This is a genomic window from Pseudomonas sp. WS 5411 (assembly GCF_012985595.1).
Lineage (GTDB): Bacteria > Pseudomonadota > Gammaproteobacteria > Pseudomonadales > Pseudomonadaceae > Aquipseudomonas > Aquipseudomonas shahriarae.
In genome coordinates, this window is sequence record NZ_JAARMC010000003.1 from 415417 (window position 1) to 437545 (window position 22129).

At 61.3% G+C, this 22129-nt stretch carries 20 protein-coding genes and 1 pseudogene; 11 read left to right on the plus strand and 10 right to left on the minus strand.

The window, feature by feature from the left end; genetic code table 11:
• Positions 1–80: 80 nt before the first annotated feature.
• The 4 genes and pseudogenes from HBR93_RS08555 to HBR93_RS08570 form a co-directional block, all read right to left on the minus strand.
• Positions 81–577, minus strand: a pseudogene (locus tag HBR93_RS08555) (thioesterase family protein).
• A 73-nt stretch (positions 578–650) separates the two neighbouring features.
• Positions 651–1616: an L-carnitine dehydrogenase gene (locus tag HBR93_RS08560; RefSeq protein WP_057440255.1), complete on the minus strand. Its 966-nt coding sequence runs from the start codon at positions 1614–1616 to the stop codon at positions 651–653.
• 57 nt (positions 1617–1673) lie between these two features.
• Positions 1674–2561 (minus strand): 3-keto-5-aminohexanoate cleavage protein, encoded by an 888-nt coding sequence (locus tag HBR93_RS08565; RefSeq protein WP_169960128.1) that lies wholly within the window; start codon positions 2559–2561, stop codon positions 1674–1676.
• Positions 2562–2639: 78 nt separating this feature from the next.
• Positions 2640–3578 (minus strand): choline ABC transporter substrate-binding protein, encoded by a 939-nt coding sequence (locus HBR93_RS08570; RefSeq protein ID WP_169960129.1) that lies wholly within the window; start codon positions 3576–3578, stop codon positions 2640–2642.
• 192 nt (positions 3579–3770) lie between these two features.
• Here HBR93_RS08570 and HBR93_RS08575 point away from each other — a divergent pair, with 192 nt between their 5' ends.
• A complete protein-coding gene (locus tag HBR93_RS08575) occupies positions 3771–4715 on the plus strand; it encodes a GlxA family transcriptional regulator (protein WP_169960130.1) in 945 nt (314 codons plus the stop codon).
• A 71-nt stretch (positions 4716–4786) separates the two neighbouring features.
• Here the strand turns inward: HBR93_RS08575 and HBR93_RS08580 are convergent, their stop codons facing one another.
• Together HBR93_RS08580 and HBR93_RS08585 are read right to left on the minus strand one after the other, a co-directional pair.
• Positions 4787–5194: a DUF3010 family protein gene (locus HBR93_RS08580; protein WP_057960842.1), complete on the minus strand. Its 408-nt coding sequence runs from the start codon at positions 5192–5194 to the stop codon at positions 4787–4789.
• 42 nt (positions 5195–5236) lie between these two features.
• Positions 5237–5638 carry a lysozyme inhibitor LprI family protein gene (locus tag HBR93_RS08585; protein WP_057440260.1) on the minus strand — a complete coding sequence of 134 codons (402 nt, stop codon included), beginning with the start codon at positions 5636–5638 and terminating at the stop codon, positions 5237–5239.
• Between the two features lie 220 nt (positions 5639–5858).
• Between HBR93_RS08585 and HBR93_RS08590 the strand changes: the two genes are divergently transcribed.
• The 7 genes from HBR93_RS08590 to HBR93_RS08620 all read left to right on the plus strand — a co-directional run bounded on the left by HBR93_RS08590 (position 5859) and on the right by HBR93_RS08620 (position 14276).
• Entirely contained in the window at positions 5859–6836 is a 978-nt protein-coding gene (locus tag HBR93_RS08590) for a dipeptidase (RefSeq protein ID WP_032858660.1), read from the plus strand.
• 69 nt (positions 6837–6905) lie between these two features.
• Positions 6906–7436, plus strand: a complete 531-nt coding sequence (locus tag HBR93_RS08595; protein WP_027606002.1) for a DUF5943 domain-containing protein — start codon at positions 6906–6908, stop codon at positions 7434–7436.
• A 15-nt stretch (positions 7437–7451) separates the two neighbouring features.
• The gene (gene dgcA, locus HBR93_RS08600) at positions 7452–9512 is read left to right on the plus strand and encodes a dimethylglycine demethylation protein DgcA (RefSeq protein WP_057960840.1); all 2061 of its coding nucleotides are present in this window, start codon (positions 7452–7454) and stop codon (positions 9510–9512) included.
• A gap of 155 nt (positions 9513–9667) precedes the next feature.
• Positions 9668–11605 (plus strand): dimethylglycine demethylation protein DgcB, encoded by a 1938-nt coding sequence (gene dgcB / locus HBR93_RS08605; protein ID WP_169960131.1) that lies wholly within the window; start codon positions 9668–9670, stop codon positions 11603–11605.
• Positions 11605–12825 (plus strand): electron transfer flavoprotein subunit alpha/FixB family protein, encoded by a 1221-nt coding sequence (locus HBR93_RS08610; protein ID WP_169960132.1) that lies wholly within the window; start codon positions 11605–11607, stop codon positions 12823–12825. The genes dgcB and HBR93_RS08610 overlap by 1 nt, the downstream gene beginning before the upstream one ends.
• A 15-nt stretch (positions 12826–12840) precedes the next feature.
• Positions 12841–13611 carry an electron transfer flavoprotein subunit beta gene (locus HBR93_RS08615; protein WP_057440263.1) on the plus strand — a complete coding sequence of 257 codons (771 nt, stop codon included), beginning with the start codon at positions 12841–12843 and terminating at the stop codon, positions 13609–13611.
• Positions 13612–13709: 98 nt separating this feature from the next.
• Positions 13710–14276: a GNAT family N-acetyltransferase gene (locus tag HBR93_RS08620; protein ID WP_169960133.1), complete on the plus strand. Its 567-nt coding sequence runs from the start codon at positions 13710–13712 to the stop codon at positions 14274–14276.
• 691 nt (positions 14277–14967) lie between these two features.
• On the opposite strand, the gene gbcA is transcribed toward HBR93_RS08620, so the two are convergent.
• Complete coding sequence (gbcA, locus tag HBR93_RS08625; RefSeq protein ID WP_057440265.1) at positions 14968–16263, minus strand: glycine-betaine demethylase subunit GbcA; 1296 nt, start codon at positions 16261–16263, stop codon at positions 14968–14970.
• A gap of 281 nt (positions 16264–16544) precedes the next feature.
• Here gbcA and gbcB point away from each other — a divergent pair, with 281 nt between their 5' ends.
• Positions 16545–17645, plus strand: a complete 1101-nt coding sequence (gbcB, locus tag HBR93_RS08630; RefSeq protein WP_057440266.1) for a glycine-betaine demethylase subunit GbcB — start codon at positions 16545–16547, stop codon at positions 17643–17645.
• Between the two features lie 124 nt (positions 17646–17769).
• Here gbcB and HBR93_RS08635 read toward each other — a convergent pair whose 3' ends face one another.
• The 3 genes from HBR93_RS08635 to HBR93_RS08645 form a co-directional block, all read right to left on the minus strand.
• On the minus strand, positions 17770–18303 hold the full coding sequence (locus tag HBR93_RS08635; protein ID WP_120734262.1) for a transposase: 534 nt from the start codon (positions 18301–18303) through the stop codon (positions 17770–17772).
• A 72-nt stretch (positions 18304–18375) separates the two neighbouring features.
• Positions 18376–18576 (minus strand): hypothetical protein, encoded by a 201-nt coding sequence (locus HBR93_RS08640; protein ID WP_057960834.1) that lies wholly within the window; start codon positions 18574–18576, stop codon positions 18376–18378.
• Positions 18577–18777: 201 nt separating this feature from the next.
• Complete coding sequence (locus HBR93_RS08645) at positions 18778–19818, minus strand: low specificity L-threonine aldolase (protein WP_057960833.1); 1041 nt, start codon at positions 19816–19818, stop codon at positions 18778–18780.
• A 90-nt stretch (positions 19819–19908) separates the two neighbouring features.
• On the opposite strand from HBR93_RS08645, the gene HBR93_RS08650 reads away from it, so the two are divergent.
• Together HBR93_RS08650 and HBR93_RS08655 are read left to right on the plus strand one after the other, a co-directional pair.
• Complete coding sequence (locus HBR93_RS08650; RefSeq protein WP_057960832.1) at positions 19909–20637, plus strand: TraX family protein; 729 nt, start codon at positions 19909–19911, stop codon at positions 20635–20637.
• Positions 20638–20873: 236 nt separating this feature from the next.
• Complete coding sequence (locus tag HBR93_RS08655; protein WP_057440269.1) at positions 20874–22127, plus strand: serine hydroxymethyltransferase; 1254 nt, start codon at positions 20874–20876, stop codon at positions 22125–22127.
• Positions 22128–22129: the final 2 nt, after the last annotated feature.

Below are 22129 nucleotides of genomic sequence, written 5' to 3' on the forward strand. Positions count from 1 at the left end.
ACTGGTTTTCAAGCAAGCAGAATGAAGGTTTGGTCACCCTCGGCCCGCACGCTCGCACAAAGCACTCTGCCCCGATCCTGTCACGGCTTGATCGGGGCTTTTTTTATTTGCCGGGCAGGCCGATGACGCGACCGAGCAGGGCCGGCCGGGGCAGGTCTGAATGCTCGGTGCTGATGGCCGTCAACCGCTGTGCAACCCCCTCACTGAAGGGGGCCGAGCGTGGCCCCGCCAGGTCGACATGCAGCAGCATCTGCTCATTGCCCGCCAGCTCCCGCTCTTCGCCCACCAGGTGCAGGCTGTGATACAGATGCAGGCGCTTGTTGTCATGGGCGATCAACTGGGTATGCACCTCGACCTCGGCGCCGAGTTTCACTTCGTGCAGGTAATTGAGGTGCAGTTCCAGGGTGAACAGCGAGTGGCCACTGGCTTCGCGGTGGTCGCTGTCCAGGCCCAGGGTGTCCATCAATGCGTCGGTGGCGTAGCTGAAGATCAGCAGGTAAAACGCATCGCGCAGGTGGCCGTTGTAATCGACCCAGTCGGGGAGGATGTTGGTGGTGTAGGTCGTCAGTGCGGGCATGTCGTCAATTCCAGATCTGTACTCGGTCAACTGCAGGAGCTGGCTTGCCTGCTCCCACAGATATCAACCGCCGTTATTCGGCGAAGCTCATGCCGTGTTTTTGCTTGGTGGTCTTCACCGCCTCCAGCACCGCCAGCAGGCAATCATCACGATAGCGTTCCAGCGCCGAAATGCTATGGCTGCCCAACTGCTCACGGGTGCCATCAACCACATCATCAATCAGTTTGTCGGTCAGTTCCGGCGCCGGCAGGTACGTCCACGGCAACTGCAGCGCCGGCCCGAACTGCGCCATGAAATGCCGCATCCCGGCATCGCCGCCGGCCAGGGTGTAGGTCAGGAATGTGCCCATGAACGACCAGCGCAAGCCGGCGCCAAAGCGGATCGCATCGTCGATCTCGCCGGTGGTCGCCACCCCATCGTTGACCAGGTGCAACGCCTCACGCCACAGCGCTTCCAGCAAGCGGTCGGCGATAAACCCCGGGACTTCCTTGCGCACATGCAGCGGGCGCATACCGAGAGATTGGTAGACCTTGATCGCGGCCTGGATTGCTTCGGGCGCGGTGTGTTTGCCACCGACCACTTCTACCAGCGGCAGCAGGTACACCGGGTTGAACGGGTGGCCGACCACGCAGCGTTCCGGGTGCGTGGCGCCTTCATAAAACTCACTGGGCAATAGCCCCGAAGTGCTGGAGCCGATCAAGGCATCGGGTTTGGCCGCCGCGCTGATTTTGCTGTGCAGTTCCAGTTTCAGTTCCAGGCGTTCGGGGGCGCTTTCCTGGATGAAATCGGCGTCTTGCACGCATTCTTCGATGGTCGCGACAAAACGCAGACGCTCCTGGGAGGCGCCCGGCGCCAGGCCCTGTTGTTCCAGGGCGCCCCAGGCATTGGCGACGCGCTTGCGCAGGGCGGCTTCGGCGCCGGGCGCCGGGTCCCAGGCCACCACATCCAGGCCGTGGGCGAGGGCGCGGGACACCCAGCCGCTGCCGATCACACCGCTGCCCAGGGCGGCGAAGGTTTTGATTTCGGTGATAAAGCTCATTTTGGTAATTTCCAGTGCTAAAGAGGTTCATTGTGGGAGCCGGTTGCGGCAGGGGGATTAGCTGCGTTTGGTCAGGCCCATCCTGGTTCGGCCTTCAGCCGGGGTCAGCACTCGCGCGCCCAGGCGGCTGAGGATCTCCCCGGCCCGCTCCACCAGTTGCCCATTGGTCGCCAGTACGCCCTTGTCCAGCCACAAATTGTCTTCCAGACCGACCCGCACATTGCCGCCCAGCAGCACCGCCTGCGCCGCCATCGGCATTTGCATGCGGCCGATGCCAAAGCCGGCCCACACCGCGTCGGCAGGCAGGTTGTCGACCATGGCTTTCATGGTGGTGGTGTCGGCCGGCGCGCCCCACGGGATGCCCAGGCACAGTTGGAACAGCGGGTCATCGAGCAAGCCTTCCTTGATCATCTGCTTGGCGAACCACAGGTGGCCGGTATCGAAAATCTCCAGTTCGGCCTTCACTCCCAGTTCCTGGATGCGCTTGGCACCCGCACGCAACTGGGCCGGGGTGGACACATAAATGGTGTCACCATCGCCGAAGTTCAGAGTGCCGCAGTCCAGGGTGCAGATTTCCGGCAGCAGCGCTTCGACGTGGGCCAGGCGGGTCAATGGGCCGACCAGGTCGGTGTTGGGGCCGAACTCCATGGGGTGCTCGCCGCCGCCGATTTCCAGGTCGCCGCCCATGCCGGCGGTGAGGTTGACGATGATGTCGATGTCCGCCTCGCGGATGCGCTCCATCAGTTCGCGGTACAGCGCTACGTCGCGGCTGAATTTGCCGGTGTGCGGGTCGCGCACATGGCAATGCACCACGGTGGCGCCGGCTTTGGCCGCTTCTACTGCTGCTGCAGCGATTTGCTTGGGGGTGACCGGCACGTTGGGGCTTCTGGCGGTCGTGTCGCCAGCACCGGTGAGTGCGCAGGTGATGATGACGTCGTGGTTCATGGGGCAGGTTCCTTACAGGCGGGCGTAGTGATGCCGTTCGCAGCCGGTATCAGCTGCGAAGCGGTGATTTGAAAGAGGTTATTGGCTGCTCAGTTGCAGGTTTTGCGCAGCCGGCTTGCCATCGAAGGTGGTCACACCTTCCAGCCAGCGCTGCTGGTCCTGGGGGTGGTCCTTGAGCCACTGCCTGGCGGACTCGAACGCATCCTTGTGCTCCAGCAGCGGCTGCATCATGCGGCTCTCGTCGGCGGCGGTGAAGGTCAGGTTGGTCAGCAGCTTGTGCACATTCGGGCATTGCTCGGCGTAGGTCGGGGTGGTGACGGTCCAGACCGTGGCCATACCTTCGTTGGGCCCCAAAGCGTCCTCGCTGCCGGACAGATAGGTCATCTGCACATTGACGTTCATCGGGTGCGGCGCCCAGCCGAAAAACACCACCGCTTCCTTGCGACGCACGGCGCGGTCCACGGCGGCGAGCATGCCGGCCTCGCTGGACTCCACCAGTTGGAATTTGCCCAGGCCGAACTGGTTCTTGGCGATCATCGCCTTGATCTGGGTATTGGCCCCCGAGCCGGGCTCGATGCCGTAGATCTTGCCGCCCAGCTCTTTCTGGAACTTGGCAATGTCGGCGAAGGTTTTCAGGCCCTTGTCTGCCAGATAGGTCGGCACCGCGAGGGTCGCGCGGGCGTCCTTGAGGCTGGGCGCGTCGAGGACTTTGACCTGCCCGGCGTCGACGAAAGGTGTGATGGTCTGGGTCATCAGCGGGTTCCAGTAACCGAGGAACAGGTCCAGGCGCTGGTCGCGAATGCCGGAGAAGATGATTTGCTGGGACGCGCTGGTTTGCTTGGTGCTGTAGCCGAGGCCGTCGAGCAGCACCTGGGTCATGGCGCTGGTGGCGATCACGTCGGTCCAGTTCACCACGCCCATGCGCACGTTTTTACAGGAGGCGGCATCGGCGGCCCACACGCTGGTGCTCAACACGGCGCCGAGTGCGAGCACGCAGCGGCTGATCAGTCGGTTCATGATGGATCCCTCGGCAGGTCGTTATTGTGGGTTCCGGCGTCTTTGTGCGCCGTGCAGCCAAGTTACCCAGCTTGCTGCCCGGTAAAACGCACGGCGGCGACCCACTTTTGCACTGCAGCGACCTTGTGCCCTTGAATGGGCGATGGAACTGGCGTATCACAGACCACGCTACCCGTCTCACGAGTGCGCACCATGTCCCAGGATTTCTACTTCCTGCTGATGCCGGGGTTCTCCGCCATCGGCTTTATTTCCGCCATCGAACCGCTGCGCGTGGCCAACCGCTTTCGCGGTGAACTGTATCGCTGGCACGTATTGAGCGCGGACGGCGGCGCGGTGTTGGCGAGCAATGGCATGTCGGTCAATGCCGACGCCGGGCTGGAGCCCCTGAAAAAAGGCGCGACCCTACTGGTGGTGGCCGGCTTCGAACCGCTGGAATTCGCCACTCCGGCCCTGGAGCACTGGCTGCGCCGTCTCGACCACGACGGCGTGACCCTGGGCGCCATCGACACTGGCAGCTTCGTCCTGGCCCAGGCCGGCCTGCTCGACGGCTACCGCCTGACCCTGCACTGGGAGGCTATCGACGCGTTCAAAGAGTCCTATCCGGCGCTGACGGTGACTCAGGAACTGTTCGAGATCGACCGCCGGCGTATCACCTGTGCCGGCGGCACCGCGTCCATCGACCTGATGCTCGACCTGATCAGCCAGGCCCACGGCCCGGAGCTGGCGATCCAGGTTTCCGAGCAGTTCGTGCTGGGCCGCATCCGCCCGCGCAAAGACCACCAGCGCATGCAGATCGCCACGCGCTACGGCATCAACAACCAGAAGCTGGTGCAGGTGATTGGCGAGATGGAGCTACATACCGAGCCACCCCTGAGCACCCTGGTGCTGGCGCAGATGATCAAGGTTACGCGGCGACAGCTGGAGCGCCTGTTCCGCCTGCACCTGAACGACACCCCGAGCAACTTCTACCTCGGCCTGCGCCTGGAAAAAGCCCGGCAGTTATTGCGCCAGAGCGGCATGAGCGTGCTGGAAGTGAGCATTGCCTGTGGGTTTGAGTCGCCGTCGTATTTCACCCGCAGCTACCGGGCGCGGTTTGCCAAGTGCCCGCGGGAGGATCGGCGGCGGGAGGTGGTGTAAGTCTACTGGGCATATGCCGACCCCATGAGGGAGCAGGCAAGCCAGCTCCCTCATGGGATGTGTGGTGGGGCTTATTTTTTTACCAAGGCCGAGCACGCGGCTTTAAACGCCTCATGCTGATACTTGTTCAGCGTCGCCGGCAATGCAAAGTCATGCTTCTTGTTCTGCGCATTGATGGTCTGCGGCGACAGCAGCGTCACTTCAACGCCGTCCAGCAACTGCAATACCCCTTCAATCTTGAACGTGGTCGGGCCGCCGGCGAATTCGCCTTTCTTGCTGCGTTTCTTGATCGCGATACGGGTGATGCCGTTGTCGCGCACAAACGCGGCCACCTGGCGGGCAAAGGCTTTGACGTTGGCGGCCTCGTCATCGTCCTCGAGGGCGATTTTCTTGGTGGCCAGGGCGACGTGGGTCAGGTCCTGGGCGGCAACGGCGATAATGGCTTCGCTGCCTTTGATTTCGATGCCGCAGAGAGTCATGGATAGCCTTGTTTCAGAGAAAAGGATGGGCGCGATTGTCGCTTATTCCTGGGCAATCGACTCCAAAAACTCCGACCGCTCATCACTCATCCGCGCCAGGCAGTCATTCTGCGCAATGGCATAGGCCTGGGTGCCGGTCACCGCCGGGAAGGTATCCACCGCGCAATCAGCATCCCGTAACTTTTCCCACTTCTGCTGGGCATCCTTCAGACGAGCGGTGATGTCTGCCAACTGTGCCTTGTTGCTGGCGTAGGTAGTGCCCATGCGTTCCAGCAAGCTCTGGTAGTTATCCTTGAGCAGCTGTTCGGCGGTGGTTTTGTTGTAGGAGGCGCATTCCAGGGTCTGTTTGTCGTTTTCGATGCCATCACACGGCGTGCTGTCAGTGTCTTCAGCCGCGTGGACGCCGGTGGCGAGGAGTACCAAAGCCAGGAAAATCGGTTTCATTGCGCCTTCTCATGTCAGGGGATGGGTCGAATTCTGGCTCAAGCGTAGGCCAAAGAACAGATGCAGGACAGACACGTCCGTGCACCCTTTGTCGTGGATTGACGCTTTCGGCAATTCCCCTGTCGTTTTTGCACCCGGCTCCGTCAGCCCCTGGGCATATGCTGGCCCCAAAGCGCCGGCAGACGATTCGGCGCATGAATCGCCAATAAGGGGACGCCTGATGAGCCCAGCCGAACTGCACGCCGACAGCATCGTTATCGACGGGCTGATCATTGCCAAGTGGAACCGCGACCTGTTTGAGGACATGCGCAAGGGTGGCCTGACCGCCGCCAACTGCACGGTGTCGGTGTGGGAAGGCTTCCAGGCCACGATCAATAACATCGTGGCCAGCCAGACCCTGATCCGCGAGAACAGCGACCTGGTGATCCCGGTGAAGACCACCGCCGATATCCGCCGCGCCAAAGAGCAGGGCAAGACCGGCATCATCTTCGGCTTCCAGAATGCCCATGCTTTTGAAGACCAACTCGGCTATGTCGAGATCTTCAAGCAGCTCGGCGTCGGCGTGGTGCAGATGTGCTACAACACCCAGAACCTGGTGGGTACCGGCTGCTACGAGCGCGACGGCGGCCTGTCGGGCTTCGGGCGTGAAATCGTCGGCGAGATGAACCGTGTCGGCATCATGTGCGACCTGTCCCACGTCGGCTCCAAGACATCCGAAGAAGTCATCCTCGAATCGAAAAAACCGGTGTGCTACTCCCACTGCCTGCCGTCCGGGCTCAAAGAGCACCCGCGCAACAAATCCGATGCAGAACTCAAATTCATTGCCGACCACGGTGGTTTTGTCGGCGTGACCATGTTTGCGCCGTTCCTGGCCAAGGGCATTGACTCGACCATCGACGACTACGCCGAAGCCATCGAGTACACCATGAATATCGTTGGCGAAGACGCCATCGGCATCGGCACCGACTTTACCCAGGGCCATGGCCAGGATTTCTTCGAAATGCTGACCCATGACAAGGGCTACGCCCGCCGCCTGACCAGCTTCGGCAAAATCATCAACCCGCTGGGCATTCGTACCGTGGGCGAGTTCCCCAACCTGACCGAGACCCTGCTCAAGCGCGGCCATAGCGAACGCGTGGTGCGCAAGATCATGGGTGAAAACTGGGTCAACGTGTTGAAAGACGTCTGGGGCGAATAAGCCATCGTTTTTTCTCCCCCGGCCATTCGCGCCGGGGCATTACCAAGAATTTTCTGGAGTTAAGTTTCCATGGCCAAGATCGCCCCGCAATTGCCTATCGAAGTCGACAGCGAAACCGGTGTCTGGACCTCCGACGCCCTGCCGATGCTGTACGTGCCGCGCCATTTCTTCGTCAACAACCATATGGGCATCGAGGAAGTGCTGGGCGCTGAAGCCTACGCCGAAATCCTCTACAAGGCCGGCTACAAGTCGGCCTGGCACTGGTGTGAAAAAGAAGCCGAATGCCACGGCCTGGAAGGCGTCGCGGTGTTCGAGCATTACATGAAGCGCCTGTCGCAGCGCGGCTGGGGCCTGTTCAAGATCCAGGACATCGATCTCGACAAAGGCACTGCCAGCGTCAAGCTCGAACACTCGGCCTTTGTGTATGTGTACGGCAAGGTCGGGCGCAAAGTGGACTACATGTTCACCGGCTGGTTTGCCGGCGCCATGGACCAGATTCTGCAAGCGCGCGGCAGCCAGATCCGCACTGTCGCCGAACAAGTCTACGGAGGCTCCGAAGAGGGCCACGATGACGGCTTGTTCACCGTCAAGCCGTTGTAAGCCGAGGACCGTGCCATGGCTTTCGAAGCAATGTTTGCGCCGATCCAGATCGGCAAACTGACCATCCGCAACCGCGTGCTCAGTACCGCTCACGCCGAGGTGTATGCCACCGACGGCGGGATGACCACCGAGCGTTATGTGAAGTATTACGAAGAGAAAGCCAAGGGCGGTATTGGCCTGGCGATCTGTGGCGGCTCCTCGGTGGTGGCGATCGACAGCCCGCAGGAGTGGTGGAGTTCGGTGAACCTGTCCACCGACCGCATCATCCCGCACTTCCAGAACCTGGCTGACGCGATGCACAAGCATGGCGCCAAGATCATGATCCAGATTACCCACATGGGCCGTCGCTCGCGTTGGGACGGCTTTAACTGGCCAACCCTGATGTCGCCCTCCGGCGTGCGTGAGCCGGTACACCGTGCGACCTGCAAGACCATCGAACCGGAAGAAATCTGGCGGGTGATCGGCAACTACGCCAGCGCCGCAGCTCGGGCCAAGGCCGGTGGCCTGGATGGCGTGGAACTGTCGGCGGTGCACCAGCACATGATCGACCAGTTCTGGAGCCCGCGAGTCAACAAGCGTACCGATGAATGGGGCGGCAGCTTCGAGGGGCGGATGAAATTCGGCCTGGAAGTGCTCAAGGCCGTGCGTGCAGAAGTCGGCCCGGATTTTTGCGTCGGCATCCGTCTGTGCGGTGACGAGTTCCACCCGGACGGCCTGTCCCACGAGGACATGAAGCAGATCGCCAAGTATTACGACGACACCGGCATGCTCGACTTTATCGGCGTGGTTGGCTCGGGGTGTGACACGCACAATACCCTGGCCAACGTGATCCCCAACATGAGTTTCCCACCGGAGCCGTTCCTGCACCTGGCCGCCGGGATCAAGGAAGTGGTCAAGGTCCCGGTGCTGCACGCGCAGAACATCAAGGACCCGAACCAGGCCACGCGCATCCTCGAAGGCGGCTATGTGGACATGGTCGGCATGACCCGTGCGCACATGGCCGACCCGCACCTGATCGCCAAGATCAAGATGGGCCAGATCGACCAGATCAAGCAGTGTGTCGGCGCCAACTATTGCATCGACCGCCAGTACCAGGGCCTGGACGTGCTGTGCATCCAGAATGCCGCGACCTCCCGTGAGTACATGGGCGTGCCGCACATCATCGAAAAATCCACCGGGCCCAAGCGCAAAGTGGTGGTGGTCGGTGCTGGTCCGGCCGGGATGGAAGCGGCGCGGGTCGCTGCCGAGCGCGGCCACGACGTGACCCTGTTGGAGAAAAAAGACTTTATCGGCGGGCAGATCACCACGGCGTCCAAGGCACCGCAGCGTGACCAGATCGCCGGTATTACCCGCTGGTTCCAGCTGGAACTGGCGCGGCTGAACGTCGACCTGCGCCTGGGCGTGGCGGCCGATGCCGCGACCATCCTCGACCTGCGTCCCGATGTGGTGGTGCTGGCCGTGGGCGGGCACCCGTTCCTCGAGCAGAACGAACACTGGGGCGCGGCAGAAGGCCTGGTGGTCAGCAGTTGGGACGTGCTCGACGGCAAGGTGGCGCCGGGCAAGAACGTGCTGGTGTACGACACCATCTGCGAATTCACCGGCATGTCGGTGGCGGACTTTTTGGCCGACAAGGGCTGCCAGGTCGAGATCGTCACTGACGATATCAAGCCTGGTGTGGCCATCGGCGGTACGTCATTCCCGACCTACTACCGCAGCATGTACCCCAAGGAAGTGATCATGACCGGCGACATGATGCTGGAGAAGGTCTACCGCGAGGGCGACAAACTCATCGCCGTGCTGGAGAACGAATACACCGGCGCCAAGGAAGAGCGGGTGGTGGACCAGGTGGTGGTGGAGAACGGCGTGCGTCCGGACGAAGAAATCTACTACGCCCTCAAGCAAGGGGCGCGCAACAAGGGGCAGATGGACGTTGAGGCGCTGTTCGCGATCAAGCCGCAACCGTGCCTGAGCGAGCCGGGGGAGGGCTACTTGCTGTTCCGCATCGGCGACTGCGTGGCCCAGCGCAATACCCACGCTGCGATCTACGACGCCCTGCGCCTGTGCAAGGATTTCTGACCCAACACCGAACCAATGTGGACTCGGTCAAAAATGTGGGAGCGGGCTTGCTCGCGAAAGCGGTGTGTCAGTCGATACATCCGGTGGCTGATGCACCGCCTTCGCGAGCAAGCCCGCTCCCACATTAGACCTGTGTGGTCTGTGGGAGCTTCACCATGTTGAACACCTTGCTTCCTGTTCTTTTGTTCGCAGCGATGGGCCTCGCCGTCCTCGGCGCCCTGCGCCGGGTGAATATGTGGCGCCGTGGCCGTGCCGCCAAGGTCGACCTGCTGGGTGGCCTGCTGGCCATGCCCAAGCGCTATATGGTCGACCTGCACCACGTGGTCGCCCGCGACAAATACATCGCCAACACCCACGTCGCCACGGCCCTGGGCTTTGTGCTGTCGGCGTTGCTGGCGATCCTGGTGCACGGCTTCGGCCTGCATAACCGTATCCTCGGCTACGCCTTGCTGCTGGCATCGGTGCTGATGTTTGTCGGCGCCACCTTCGTCTATCTGCGCCGGCGCAACCCGCCGTCGCGGCTGTCCAAAGGCCCGTGGATGCGCCTGCCGAAAAGCCTGATGGCGTTCTCGGTGAGCTTCTTCCTGGTGACGTTGCCGGTGGCCGGGCTCCTGCCTGCCGACTTCGGTGGCTGGCTGTTGGCCGCGCTGCTCGGTGTGGGCGTGCTGTGGGGCGTGTCGGAAATGTTCTTCGGCATGACCTGGGGCGGGCCAATGAAACACGCCTTTGCCGGCGCCCTGCACCTGGCCTGGCACCGCCGCGCCGAACGCTTTGGCGGTGGCCGCTCCACCGGCTTGAAGCCGCTGGACCTGGCCGACAAGAACGCGCCCCTGGGCGTGGAAAAACCCAAGGATTTCACCTGGAACCAACTACTGGGTTTTGACGCCTGTGTGCAGTGCGGCAAGTGCGAAGCCGCTTGCCCGGCCTTCGCCGCCGGCCAGCCGCTGAACCCGAAAAAGCTGATCCAGGACATGGTGGTCGGCCTGGCCGGCGGCACTGATGCCAAGTTCGCCGGCAGCCCGTATCCCGGCAAGCCCGTGGGCGAACACGGCGGCAATCCGCACCAACCGATCGTCAATGGCCTGGTGGACGCCGAGACATTGTGGTCGTGTACCACCTGCCGCGCCTGCGTCGAAGAGTGCCCGATGATGATCGAGCACGTAGACGCCATCGTTGATATGCGCCGCCACCTGACCCTGGAAAAAGGTGCCACGCCGAACAAGGGCGCCGAAGTCCTGGAGAACCTGATCGCCACCGACAACCCCGGCGGATTCGCCCCGGGTGGGCGGATGAACTGGGCGGCGGATTTGAACCTGCCATTGCTCGGCGACAAGCAAACCACCGACGTGCTGTTCTGGGTCGGCGACGGCGCCTTCGACATGCGCAACCAACGCACTTTGCGCGCCTTCGTCAAAGTGCTGAAAGCGGCCAAGGTCGACTTCGCCGTACTGGGCCTGGAGGAGCGCGACAGCGGCGACGTGGCCCGGCGTCTGGGCGATGAGGCGACGTTCCAATTGCTGGCCGCGCGCAATATCCAGACCCTGGCCAAGTACCGCTTCCAGCGCATCGTGACCTGCGATCCCCATAGCTTCCATGTGTTGAAAAACGAATACGGCGCCTTCGACGGCAACTACCAGGTGCAGCACCACAGCACCTACATGGCCGAGCTGATCGACGCAGGCCTGCTGAACCTGGGCCAGCACAAGAGCAGCAGCGTGACCTACCACGACCCGTGCTACCTGGGGCGCTATAACGGTGAGTACGAGGCCCCGCGCCAAGTGCTGCGGGCACTGGGGATTGAGGTCAAGGAGATGCAACGTTCGGGTTTCCGTTCCCGTTGCTGCGGTGGCGGTGGCGGCGCGCCGATCACTGATATTCCCGGCAAGCAGCGCATCCCCGACATGCGTATGGAAGACATCCGCGAGACCGGCGCCGAGCTGGTGGCCGTGGGTTGTCCACAGTGCACGGCGATGCTCGAAGGGGTGGTCGAGCCCCGCCCACTGATCAAGGACATTGCCGAGTTGGTGGCGGATGCCTTGCTCGAAGAGGCCGCACCGGCCAAGAACACACGTGTGCCAGCGGAGGTCCACTGATGAGCGACATTATCCGCCGCGACCCACGGGCCGAATGGATCGCCCGCAACCGCTTGCACCCGCTGCATGCGGCGATGCAACCGGAGCAGCACAGCTGGATGGGGCCTAACGGCATCATCCGTAAAAATGTGCATGGCATCGGTTTTATCGGCCCCAACGGCATCAAGCGGATCGACCGCAGCGGCGCCCAGCAGAGCGGTGCGACCAAACGTACGGCCGCGGCGCAAGTGCAGTTGCCGCTGCACCAGGTGCCAGCCCCGGTGTTTTACATCAACGTGGTGCCGGACATGGTCGGCGGCCGCCTGAGCAGCCACGACCGCGACTTGCTGGGCCTGGCGCGGCAACTGGCCGGCAGCGACGGTGCGGTGCTGGCGGTGGTGTTTGGCGAACATAAGGAAAGTGCCTTCGACACGGCCGGAGTGGATCGCCTGCTGGTGCTCGACGGCCACGAATTCGAGGGTTATTCACCGGAGCAGCGGGTCCATGGCCTGCGGGCTGTGGATAACCAGTTCCGCCCGCGTCATTGGCTGCTGCCCGACAGCCGCAGTGGCGGGGGTGAACTGGGGCGGCGCTTTGCCGCGAGCCTCAAGGAGCGCCCGGCCACCCGGGTGTGGCAGATCAAGGGTAATGAGTGCATCGGCCGTGCCGGCGCGGGCCAGGAAGACCTCGCGCGCCCGCTGCCACGGCTGATCCTCGCTGCGGTGGAATGTGCCGATCCAGTCAGCGAAACGCGCCATGAAGTGTTGCCGGTGGAGTTATCCACAGCCCTGGCGCGCAGCTTGCCGCGTATCGAGGATCTGGGGGCGGTGGCAGTGGATCCCGGTGCGATTCCCATGGCCGAGGCCGAGTTTATTTTCTCCGGTGGCAATGGGGTCAAGGACTGGGACTTGTTCCATCAGACGGCCGCGGCCCTGGGCGCTACCGAAGGTGCGTCGCGGGTGGCGGTGGATGATGGCTTCATGGCTCGTGATCGCCAGGTGGGTGCCAGTGGTATCTGGGTCACCGCCCGGGTGTATGTGGCGGTCGGGATTTCCGGGGCGATCCAGCACCTGCAAGGCATCGGTGCCTGCGACAAGGTGGTGGCGATCAACCTCGATCCGGGTTGCGACATGATCAAGCGCGCCGACCTGTCGGTGATCGGCGACAGCGGCGACATTCTCCGGGCCTTGATTGCTGCGGTCCAGGCCCACCGTAACGGCGCCAAGCGCGATGCGGCTTAAACAAAGGATATGGCCATGACCACCCATGTAATCAGCCTGGTATCCATAGGCGCCCACCCGACCTCCGGCCGGCCGCGCCGCGCCGAACAGGATGCGCGTGCCGTCGAGCTGGGGTTGCAACTGGCTGGGGATAACCTGCAAGTGCTGCATGCCGGCGATATCGCCGAGCCGACCCTGCGTGCTTACCTGGGCATGGGGCTGGCGCAGTTACACGTGCTGGAACAACCGGCCGGCGCCGATGCCCTGCCAGTGCTCGGCGACTATCTGCGGGACACTGGTGCGCAGGTTGTGCTTACCGGCAGCCAGGCCGAAACGGGCGAGGGCTCGGGGATGTTGCCGTTCCTGCTGGCCGAGCAACTGGGCTGGCCGCTGATTGTCGGCCTGGCTCAGGTGGAGTCCATCGACAGCGGCGTAGCCCAGGTACTGCAAGCGCTGCCTCGTGGTCAGCGGCGACGTCTGAAAGTGCGCCTGCCGTTTCTGGCCACGGTGGATAACGCCGGGCCCAAGCCGCGGCAAAGCGCCTACGGCCCGGCCCAGCGTGGCGTGCTGCAGGAGCACGACGTGGCGGTGGTGGACGATGAGTTATTCACAGGCGCCGTGCTGCAACCGGCCAAGCCTCGGCCCAAGCGGCTCAAGGTGATCAAGGCCAAGAGCGGCGCCGACCGCATGAAGGCCGCCACGGCCAAGGCCAGCGGCGGAGGTGGGCAGGTGCTGAAGGGGGTAAGCCCTGAGGCGGGCGCTGAGGCAATTCTCAAGCTGCTGATTGAGGAGGGTGTGGTTCGCTAGGGCTGAAATAATCGCACATACATACCGCGATGCCAGCCTTTGCCAGTGCCTGGGTGTGAGCTTAAATAAATAAATTTTCAGCCAAAGGATCCAGACCTATGCCCGTCAAATTCCGCGCGGCAGTGCCCGCCGATGCCCGCGATATAGCGCGTCTGTTCCTGATCTCTTCAGAAGGAGCCGCGGCCTATATCTGGAGCCAGCTCGCGGAGCCAGGCCAGGAACTCCTGGACGTTGGCGCCAGCCGTTATGCGCGCTCGGGTGTGGATTTCTCTTATGAAAATTGCCTGATCGCCGAATCAGAGGGCGTGGTGGTGGGCATGATGCACAGTTATGTCATGCGCCATGATCCGGATGCAGAGCCGGTTACCGATCCAGTCCTTGCTCCCTACGCGGACCTGGAGATCCCCGATACCCTTTATATTTCCAGCCTGGCGCTGCACGAAGGTTGGCGCGGCCAAGGCTTGGGCGTGCAATTTCTCGCCCATGCCCGACAGCGGGCCGAGCATCTTGGGCTTATCGGCTTGAGCCTGATTGACTATGCGGCCAATACCGGTGCCCTGAGGTTCTATGAGCGCCATGGCTTTCGGATTGTCGACAGTTGCCAGATAACCCCGCACCCGATGCTAGGTGTCACCGGCAAAGCTTACTTGATGCAGTACCCGTAGCCCTCGACTGGGGGTTACCCACAATCCCTGTTGGTTCACCTGTGGATAACCTGTTCGCGGTTGTCCACACCCCAGTGAAATCAAGCCCTGCAGCCCTCTGTACGAAAAACAACCAACCTAAGCGACGGTTTTTGCTCGGCTTTTTCTGTGGATAAGGAAATAGTCTGGTTCAGAGTTGCCCCCAAAGTCTGTTGGTGCTTCTGTGGATAAGATGTTCGCTATCCGCTGTAAGCCATAGGGATAAAGGCTTGTAGTAAGTTGGTTGAAAAATGATCAATATCGCTGTTTCAACCGATCTACGCGCGTAAAGCCTCGATTTTGCTCGGTTGCAGGCGGTTTTCCACAGAAGGGGCAAAGTTGCCCCCAAAGTCTGTTGGCGCTTCTGTGGATAAGGTGTTTGCGTTCCTCTGCAGGCCATATAGAACGTGGTTTGTGAGCTTCTGGTTAAAAACTGATCAATGTTGGATAAAACCTGCTGCTTTGAATAAGTCACGGATTTTCTTGGTTTTATTTCAAGGGAACAGGGCAGTTGCCCACAATTGCTGTGGGTGGGTTTGTGGATAAGTTGTTGGGCGATGGCTGGAGGGCAGGGTAGTAGCGGGCTGGAGCAGTGATGGTCAATTTATGAACAGATGAGTATCCAAATGTGGGAGCAGACTTGCTCCCACATTTTTGATCTCTGGTACGTCAGTTACTCGTGTGCGGCGACACCTTTGAGGTACGGCGCCGGTGCCGCCCCCAGGTTGTTCAGCATGCGCTCGCTGTACCAGTCCACAAAGTTCACCACGCCAAACTCATAGGTCTTGGAGTACGGCCCCGGCTGGTAAGCGGTGGAGTTGATTCCGCGCTGGTTCTCTTCGGCCAGGCGCCGGTCCTGGTCGTTGGTCGCGTCCCACACTTGGCGCATGCGCTCGACGTCGTAGTCCACCCCTTCCACAGCGTCCTTGTGCACCAGCCACTTGGTGGTGACCATGGTTTCCTGGGCGCTGATCGGCCATACCGTGAAGACGATGATGTGATCGCCCATGCAGTGGTTCCACGAGTGCGGCAGGTGCAGGATGCGCATCGAGCCGAGGTCGGGGTTCTTGATGCGGCCCATCAGTTTCTTGCAGCCCTGCTTGCCATCCAGGGTCATCGACACTGTGCCCTTGAGCAGCGGCATGCGCACGATGCGGTTACGCAAGCCGAAGCTGGCGTGGGCGTAAGGGATCTTCTCGGCGTCCCAGGCGGCGGCTGAAGCGGCGACGTGGTCCTTGAACGCCTGGTCAGCCCGTGGGTCGGTGACGTCGTCCCATTCCAGCAGGGTTTTCAGCAACTCGGGGTGGGAGGCGTTGCAGTGGTAGCACTCGCGGTTGTTTTCCAGCACCAGTTTCCAGTTGGCTTTTTCGAACAAGGTGGTCTGGATCGCCACCTTGGTGTTTTCCATGTCGTAGGGTTCCATGTAATGGTTCAGCGTCGACAAAAAGTCATCAATGGCCGGCGGGTTCTCGGCCAGGCTGATAAAGATGTAGCCGCCGGCGGTCTTCACGTTCACCGGTTTGAGGCCATACTGCTTCATGTCGAAGTCGGCGCCCATCTCGGTGCCGGCGAACAGCAGGCGCCCGTCCAGTTCGTAGGTCCACTGGTGGTAATGGCACACCAGTTTGGCGACCTTGCCCTTGTCGCTAGTGCACAGGCGCGAGCCGCGATGGCGGCAGACGTTGTGGAAGGCATGCACCACGCCTTCGGCGCCACGAATCACGATGATCGGGTTCTTGCCGATCTGCAGGGTCAGGTAGTTGCCCTTGGCCGGGATTTCGCAGGTCATGCCGGCGATCAACCATTCCTTCTGGAAGATCTCCTGCATGTCGATATCGAACAGCCGCTGGTCAGAGTAAAACGGCTGGGGCAGCGAAAAAGTGCGCTCGCGCTCTTGCAGCATTTGCGCGGTGGCCTTGCGTGCGGGTTCCAGCGGATCGCCCAAGCTCAAGGTTGCGGTGACGTCCATTATGTGTGTCCTCAAGGCCATTCTGTGTGGCCGCGATAAGTGGCTGATCAGGTTTGCAGCAAGGCGTAAAGAAAGCGTCGTTGTTGGCTGCGAGTGTGGGCCCGGTGCTGCCCGCAACCTTATCCATTAACGACATGGCCCACTCTGTTCCCGACGCGCAACCCCAGTGGTATGGGGGCTGGTCGCGATAAGTATGCGAATGTCGCAGATAGGTAAATGGCAGGTCGCGGCGTTACGCAGAATCGCCAGCATCAAGCCGAACTACGGCCGTGGAGAACAGCATGTCCAACAGCTTCCTGAATCCTGTCACCACCCAGACCTGGGCCAATGGTCGGCACATCGTCCGTTGCGTCAAAGTCATCCAGGAAACCTGGGATGTGCGCACCTTCTGCTTTATGGCCGACCAGCCGATCCTGTTCTTTTTCAAGCCGGGGCAGTTCGTCACCCTGGAGCTGGAGATCGACGGCCAGCCGATCATGCGCTCGTACACCATTTCCAGCTCGCCATCGGTGCCCTACAGCTTCTCGGTGACGATCAAGCGCGTGCCGGGTGGCAAGGTCTCCAACTGGTTGCACGACACCCTGCACGAAGGCCAGGAGCTGGCGGTACACGGGCCGGTCGGGCTGTTCAATGCCATCGACTTCAGCAACCCCAAGGTGCTGTACCTCAGCGGCGGCGTGGGGATCACCCCGGTGATGTCCATGGCGCGCTGGTATTACGACACCAACGCCAATGTCGACATGGTGTTTGTGCACAGTGCCCGCTCGCCGAAAGACATCATCTACCACCGCGAGCTGGAGCATATGGCGTCGCGCATCGACAACTTCAGCCTGCACCTGATCTGTGAGAAGCACGGCCTGGGCGAGCCGTGGGCCGGTTATCGGGGTTACCTCAACCAGAAAATGCTCGAACTGATGGTGCCGGACTTCCTTGAGCGCGAAGTGTTCTGCTGCGGCCCTACGCCCTATATGAACGCGGTCAAGCGCCTGCTGGAAGCCAATGGCTTCGACATGAGCCGTTACCACGAGGAATCCTTCGGCGCCACGCCACCGGAGGCGCGGGCCGATGCTGTGGAACAAGCCGAACAGGCCGCCGATGCGCCGGAAATCGACCTGGCGGATCTGCACCAGGTGGAATTTATCTCGTCAGGCAAAAGCATTCGTGTGGCACCCGGGGAAACCGTGCATGCGGCAGCTGCCAAGCTGGGCCTGCTGATTCCCAAGGCCTGCGGCATGGGCATATGCGGCACATGCAAGGTGATGAAACTGGGTGGGGAAGTGGAGATGGAGCACAACGGCGGGATTACCGAGGAAGACGAAGCCGAAGGCTACATCCTGTCGTGCTGCAGCGTGCCGAAGGGCGATGTGCGGATCGAGTTCTAATACCCCCCCTGATCGTTCCCACGCTCCGCGTGGGAATGCCTCCCGGGACGCTCCGCGTCCCTTGCGTGCGATGTGACGCGGAGCGTCACAGGCTGCGTTCCCACGCAGAGCGTGGGAACGATCTTCAATACCAGCGCTGGATGTCGATCAACCCCTCCATGCCCAAATAGTTGCGAGCACTGGAGTACCTCCAGTGTTCAGCAAGGTCCACATAACCCCGCTTCACTGGGTTGTGGTGGATGTAATCAAGCTTCTGGCGCATCACCGCCTCGCTGTATACCAACTCGGCATGTGAGCCTTCCTGCCAGAGTTGATACACCCGATCTACCTTGTGTGCACGTCTGCAAAAGCGCAGACGTTGTAATACCCGTTCAGCGCCTTTGCTGTGCAGGTCATCGATGATGGTTCGAGCGGTGAAGGATTTGAATTGGCTGACGCATTTGCTCAGGTCAGGCGCCTGAGCGACGAAGTGCAGGTGGTTTTCCAGGACGACGTAGCCATAAAGGTTGAGGGCGTGGTGGTTTTGTTGATATCGCCAACAATCCAGAAGATGACTGACGAGGTAGTCACGGGTGAACAGTGGTAGCCACTCCATGACGGTACATGTCAGGAAGTGTGGTTTTTCGGGTTCGGTGATGACGTAGCGGCTTCTACCCATAGGCTCATCCTTGAGGGGGCGCAGAGCGTCCTGGGAGGCGTTCCCACGCAGAGCGTGGGAACGGTCAGGAAGTTAGCGGGCGTAGATATGAATCGCGAATTGCTCGCCTGAAGCTGTCGGTTCGAAGACTTTTTCGGTGATTCTCAAGGTCTGGCCAGGTTCCTGGATGATGTCACCGACCTTCGCCAGTTTGCGGAATTCATCCCAGCCGACGAGGGTGGTCGAGAGTTGGGTATCGCTTTGCAGGATGTTGCCGAAGGTTTGATTTTCCATGGTGCAGTCCTCTGCTGGATTTCCGTTTCCGGCCGATAGTTCGGCAGGCAGTGTGGCCCGCAAGGTGGCCTGTGCAGTGGTCTTTCCTTGCGGGTTCCAAGAGGCTAGCCCATGAAGAGCAGGCTGGGTGCTGTCAGAAATATCAAAAAATAGTCTCGGCATTCCGCCAGTATCAGGCCCACACCGGCAAGCCGGATGAGATCAGGCGCCCATCACCTCACGAATATCCGCTGCCAGTTCACGCACCCGATCTTCCTCGGTATCCCACGCACACATGAAGCGCGCACCGCCCTTGCCGATGAAGGTGTAGAAGCGCCAGCCCTTGGCCGTCAGCGCCGCGATGGCCGGTTCCGAGAGTTGCAGGAACACGCCGTTGGCCTGCACCGGGAACATCAATTCCACGCCGGGAATATCCGCTACCAGGCTGCTGAGCAACTGGGCGCAGTGGTTGGCGTGGCGTGCATGTTTGAGCCAGGCGTCGTTTTCCAGCAGGCCGACCCAAGGGGCGGAAAGGAAGCGCATTTTCGACGCCAGTTGGCCGGCCTGTTTGCAGCGGTAATCGAAGTCTTCCGCCAGCTTGTGGTTGAAGAACAGGATCGCTTCACCCACCGCCATGCCGTTTTTGGTGCCGCCAAAACACAGCACATCCACACCGGCTTTCCAGGTCAGGTCGGCAGGCGAGCAGCCGAGGAAGGCGCAGGCGTTGGAGAAGCGTGCGCCGTCCATGTGCAGGTTCAGCCCCAGCTCCTTGCAGGTGGCGCTGATGGCGCGGATTTCATCCGGGGTGTACACGCTGCCCACTTCGGTGGCCTGGGTCAGGGTCACGACGCGGGGCTTGGGGTAGTGGATGTCCTGGCGCTTGAGGGCGATCTCGCGGATGGATTCGGGGGTCAGCTTGCCGTTTTCGGTGCGCGCGGTGAGCAGCTTGGAGCCGTTGGAGAAAAACTCCGGCGCGCCGCATTCGTCGGTCTCGACGTGGGCGGTTTCCGAGCAAATCACGCTATGGTAGCTCTGGCACAAGGAAGACAGGGCCAGGGAGTTGGCCGCTGTTCCGTTGAAGGCGAAGAACACTTCACAGTCGGTTTCGAACAGTTTGCGGAAGCCGTCGGCGGCGCGGTGGGTCCATTCATCATCGCCATAGGCGCGTTGATGGCCCTGGTTGGCGAGCTCCATGGCGGCCCAGGCTTCCGGGCAGATACCGGAATAGTTGTCACTGGCAAATTGTTGGCTCTTGTCGGTCATGGCCCGTTCCTGTGGTCGATGTTGGTGCGCACTTTAACCAAGAATATCCGGCGCGCGCACGCACTGTTAATGCAAAGTCTCTGGGGAATTATGCACGGTACTGAAACGATTCCTTTACAGCGCGAGCGCGATGGCGCGCTGGACCTGCTCAAATGGCTGGCGCTATTGAGCATGGTGCTGGACCACTTGCGCTATGTCGGTTTAAGCCTCGATGGCCTGTACGTGCCGGGGCGCCTGGCGTTCCCGTGGTTTTGCCTGGCGATTGCGGCCAATTTGCAGCGGGTCCGTGATGCACCCGTCACCGGGCAATGGCGTTACCTGGGGTGGCTGCTGCTGTTCAGCGTGATCAGCGAGGTGCCGTATCGGCTGTTTATCGACAATGCCGATACATTGAATGTGCTGCCGACCCTGGCGCTGGGTTTGCTAGTTGCCCGAGGATGGCAGCAAAAGACGCTTTTTGACCGCGGATTGGCGCTGATTGCCCTGCTGGCCGGCGCTGTGTTCTCGGCGCAACTGATGTTCGGCTTTTTTGGTGTATTGCTGCCGCTGGCGATGTTGTTGGTGTTTAGTCGCCCCTGGTATTTCAGCGTGTTGCCGGGGTTGGTGTGTGTAGCTGCCAATCAATGGCAGGTCTTACTCAATAGCGGCAATCTCGTCGCGATGCTCGGGTTGGCCACCTGCCTGATTGCGCCATTGGCCGGATTGGTCTTGTTGCGACATGCCCAAGGCGCCTCGCCCCCGGCCATGCGCCGCTGGGCGTATGCACTTTATCCCGCGCATTTCTTACTGCTGCTACTCCTTCGAAAGGTCATCACATAGCCCCTGTGGGAGCGGGCTTGCTCGCGAATGCGGTGGCCCAGCCAATGCATGTGCTGCCTGACACACCGCATTCGCGAGCAAGCCCGCTCCCAGATTTGTTCAGTGTTGTTCTGGCCATGTCGTAAACGCACCTTTGCGTGGCGTGCGTAGGCATTTGACCTGCCTGCGCCAGCCCTACCATCGCATCAAAGGGCCCTGCACGGGCCTCAACAATACGAAAGGCTGGGAGAGACGCGATGTTCAGCAAACAAGACCAGATCCAGGGATATGACGACGCACTGCTGGCGGCCATGAATGCCGAGGAGCAGCGCCAGGAAGATCATATCGAGCTGATCGCGTCGGAGAACTACACCAGCAAGCGTGTGATGCAGGCCCAGGGCAGCGGCCTGACCAACAAATACGCCGAAGGCTACCCTGGCAAGCGCTACTACGGCGGCTGCGAGCATGTGGATAAAGTCGAGGCCCTGGCCATCGAGCGCGCCAAGCAACTGTTCGGCGCCGATTACGCCAACGTGCAGCCGCACTCCGGTTCGTCCGCCAACAGTGCGGTGTACCTGGCGCTGATCAATGCCGGTGACACCATCCTCGGCATGAGCCTGGCCCACGGCGGTCACCTGACCCACGGCGCCAAGGTGTCGTCCTCGGGCAAGCTGTACAACGCGGTGCAGTACGGCATCAATACCGACACCGGGCTGATCGACTACGACGAAGTCGAGCGCCTGGCCGTGGAACACAAGCCGAAGATGATCGTTGCCGGCTTCTCCGCCTATTCCAAGACCCTGGACTTCCCGCGTTTTCGCGCCATCGCCGACAAGGTCGGTGCGCTGCTGTTCGTTGACATGGCTCACGTCGCCGGCCTGGTGGCTGCGGGTCTGTACCCGAACCCGCTGCCTTACGCCGATGTGGTCACCACCACCACCCACAAAACCTTGCGCGGCCCGCGTGGCGGCTTGATCCTGGCCAAGTCCAATGAAGAGATTGAGAAAAAACTCAACTCCGCTGTATTCCCCGGCGCCCAGGGCGGCCCATTGATGCATGTGATCGCGGGCAAGGCGGTGTGCTTCAAGGAGGCAATGGAGCCAGGCTTCAAAGCGTATCAACAGCAGGTGATCGACAACGCCCAGGCCATGGCCAGCGTGTTTATCAAACGCGGCTACGATGTAGTGTCCGGCGGCACCGATAACCACCTGTTCCTGGTCAGCCTGATCCGCCAGGGCCTGACCGGCAAGGACGCAGACGCCGCCCTCGGTCGCGCCCACATCACCGTCAACAAGAACGCCGTGCCCAATGACCCGCAGTCGCCGTTCGTGACTTCGGGCCTGCGTATCGGCACCCCGGCGGTGACCACCCGTGGTTTCAAGGTGACGCAATGCGTGGAGCTGGCGGGCTGGATCTGCGACATCCTCGACAACCTCGGTGACGCCGATGTCGAGGCCAATGTGGCCAAGCACGTGTCTGCGCTGTGCGCTGATTTCCCGGTTTATCGCTGAGC

Coding starts and splice junctions, on each gene's coding strand:
- HBR93_RS08650 (WP_057960832.1), top strand. CDS start 19,909: ATGCACGGTACTGAAACGATTCCTTTACAGCGCGAGCGCGATGGCGCG.
- HBR93_RS08570 (WP_169960129.1), bottom strand. CDS start 3,578: ATGAACCGACTGATCAGCCGCTGCGTGCTCGCACTCGGCGCCGTGTTG.
- HBR93_RS08595 (WP_027606002.1), top strand. CDS start 6,906: ATGGCCAAGATCGCCCCGCAATTGCCTATCGAAGTCGACAGCGAAACC.
- HBR93_RS08585 (WP_057440260.1), bottom strand. CDS start 5,638: ATGAAACCGATTTTCCTGGCTTTGGTACTCCTCGCCACCGGCGTCCAC.
- dgcB (WP_169960131.1), top strand. CDS start 9,668: ATGTTGAACACCTTGCTTCCTGTTCTTTTGTTCGCAGCGATGGGCCTC.
- gbcB (WP_057440266.1), top strand. CDS start 16,545: ATGTCCAACAGCTTCCTGAATCCTGTCACCACCCAGACCTGGGCCAAT.
- HBR93_RS08640 (WP_057960834.1), bottom strand. CDS start 18,576: ATGGAAAATCAAACCTTCGGCAACATCCTGCAAAGCGATACCCAACTC.
- HBR93_RS08655 (WP_057440269.1), top strand. CDS start 20,874: ATGTTCAGCAAACAAGACCAGATCCAGGGATATGACGACGCACTGCTG.
- HBR93_RS08635 (WP_120734262.1), bottom strand. CDS start 18,303: ATGGGTAGAAGCCGCTACGTCATCACCGAACCCGAAAAACCACACTTC.
- HBR93_RS08645 (WP_057960833.1), bottom strand. CDS start 19,818: ATGACCGACAAGAGCCAACAATTTGCCAGTGACAACTATTCCGGTATC.
- HBR93_RS08580 (WP_057960842.1), bottom strand. CDS start 5,194: ATGACTCTCTGCGGCATCGAAATCAAAGGCAGCGAAGCCATTATCGCC.
- HBR93_RS08565 (WP_169960128.1), bottom strand. CDS start 2,561: ATGAACCACGACGTCATCATCACCTGCGCACTCACCGGTGCTGGCGAC.
- HBR93_RS08575 (WP_169960130.1), top strand. CDS start 3,771: ATGTCCCAGGATTTCTACTTCCTGCTGATGCCGGGGTTCTCCGCCATC.
- HBR93_RS08560 (WP_057440255.1), bottom strand. CDS start 1,616: ATGAGCTTTATCACCGAAATCAAAACCTTCGCCGCCCTGGGCAGCGGT.
- HBR93_RS08610 (WP_169960132.1), top strand. CDS start 11,605: ATGAGCGACATTATCCGCCGCGACCCACGGGCCGAATGGATCGCCCGC.
- gbcA (WP_057440265.1), bottom strand. CDS start 16,263: ATGGACGTCACCGCAACCTTGAGCTTGGGCGATCCGCTGGAACCCGCA.
- dgcA (WP_057960840.1), top strand. CDS start 7,452: ATGGCTTTCGAAGCAATGTTTGCGCCGATCCAGATCGGCAAACTGACC.
- HBR93_RS08590 (WP_032858660.1), top strand. CDS start 5,859: ATGAGCCCAGCCGAACTGCACGCCGACAGCATCGTTATCGACGGGCTG.
- HBR93_RS08620 (WP_169960133.1), top strand. CDS start 13,710: ATGCCCGTCAAATTCCGCGCGGCAGTGCCCGCCGATGCCCGCGATATA.
- HBR93_RS08615 (WP_057440263.1), top strand. CDS start 12,841: ATGACCACCCATGTAATCAGCCTGGTATCCATAGGCGCCCACCCGACC.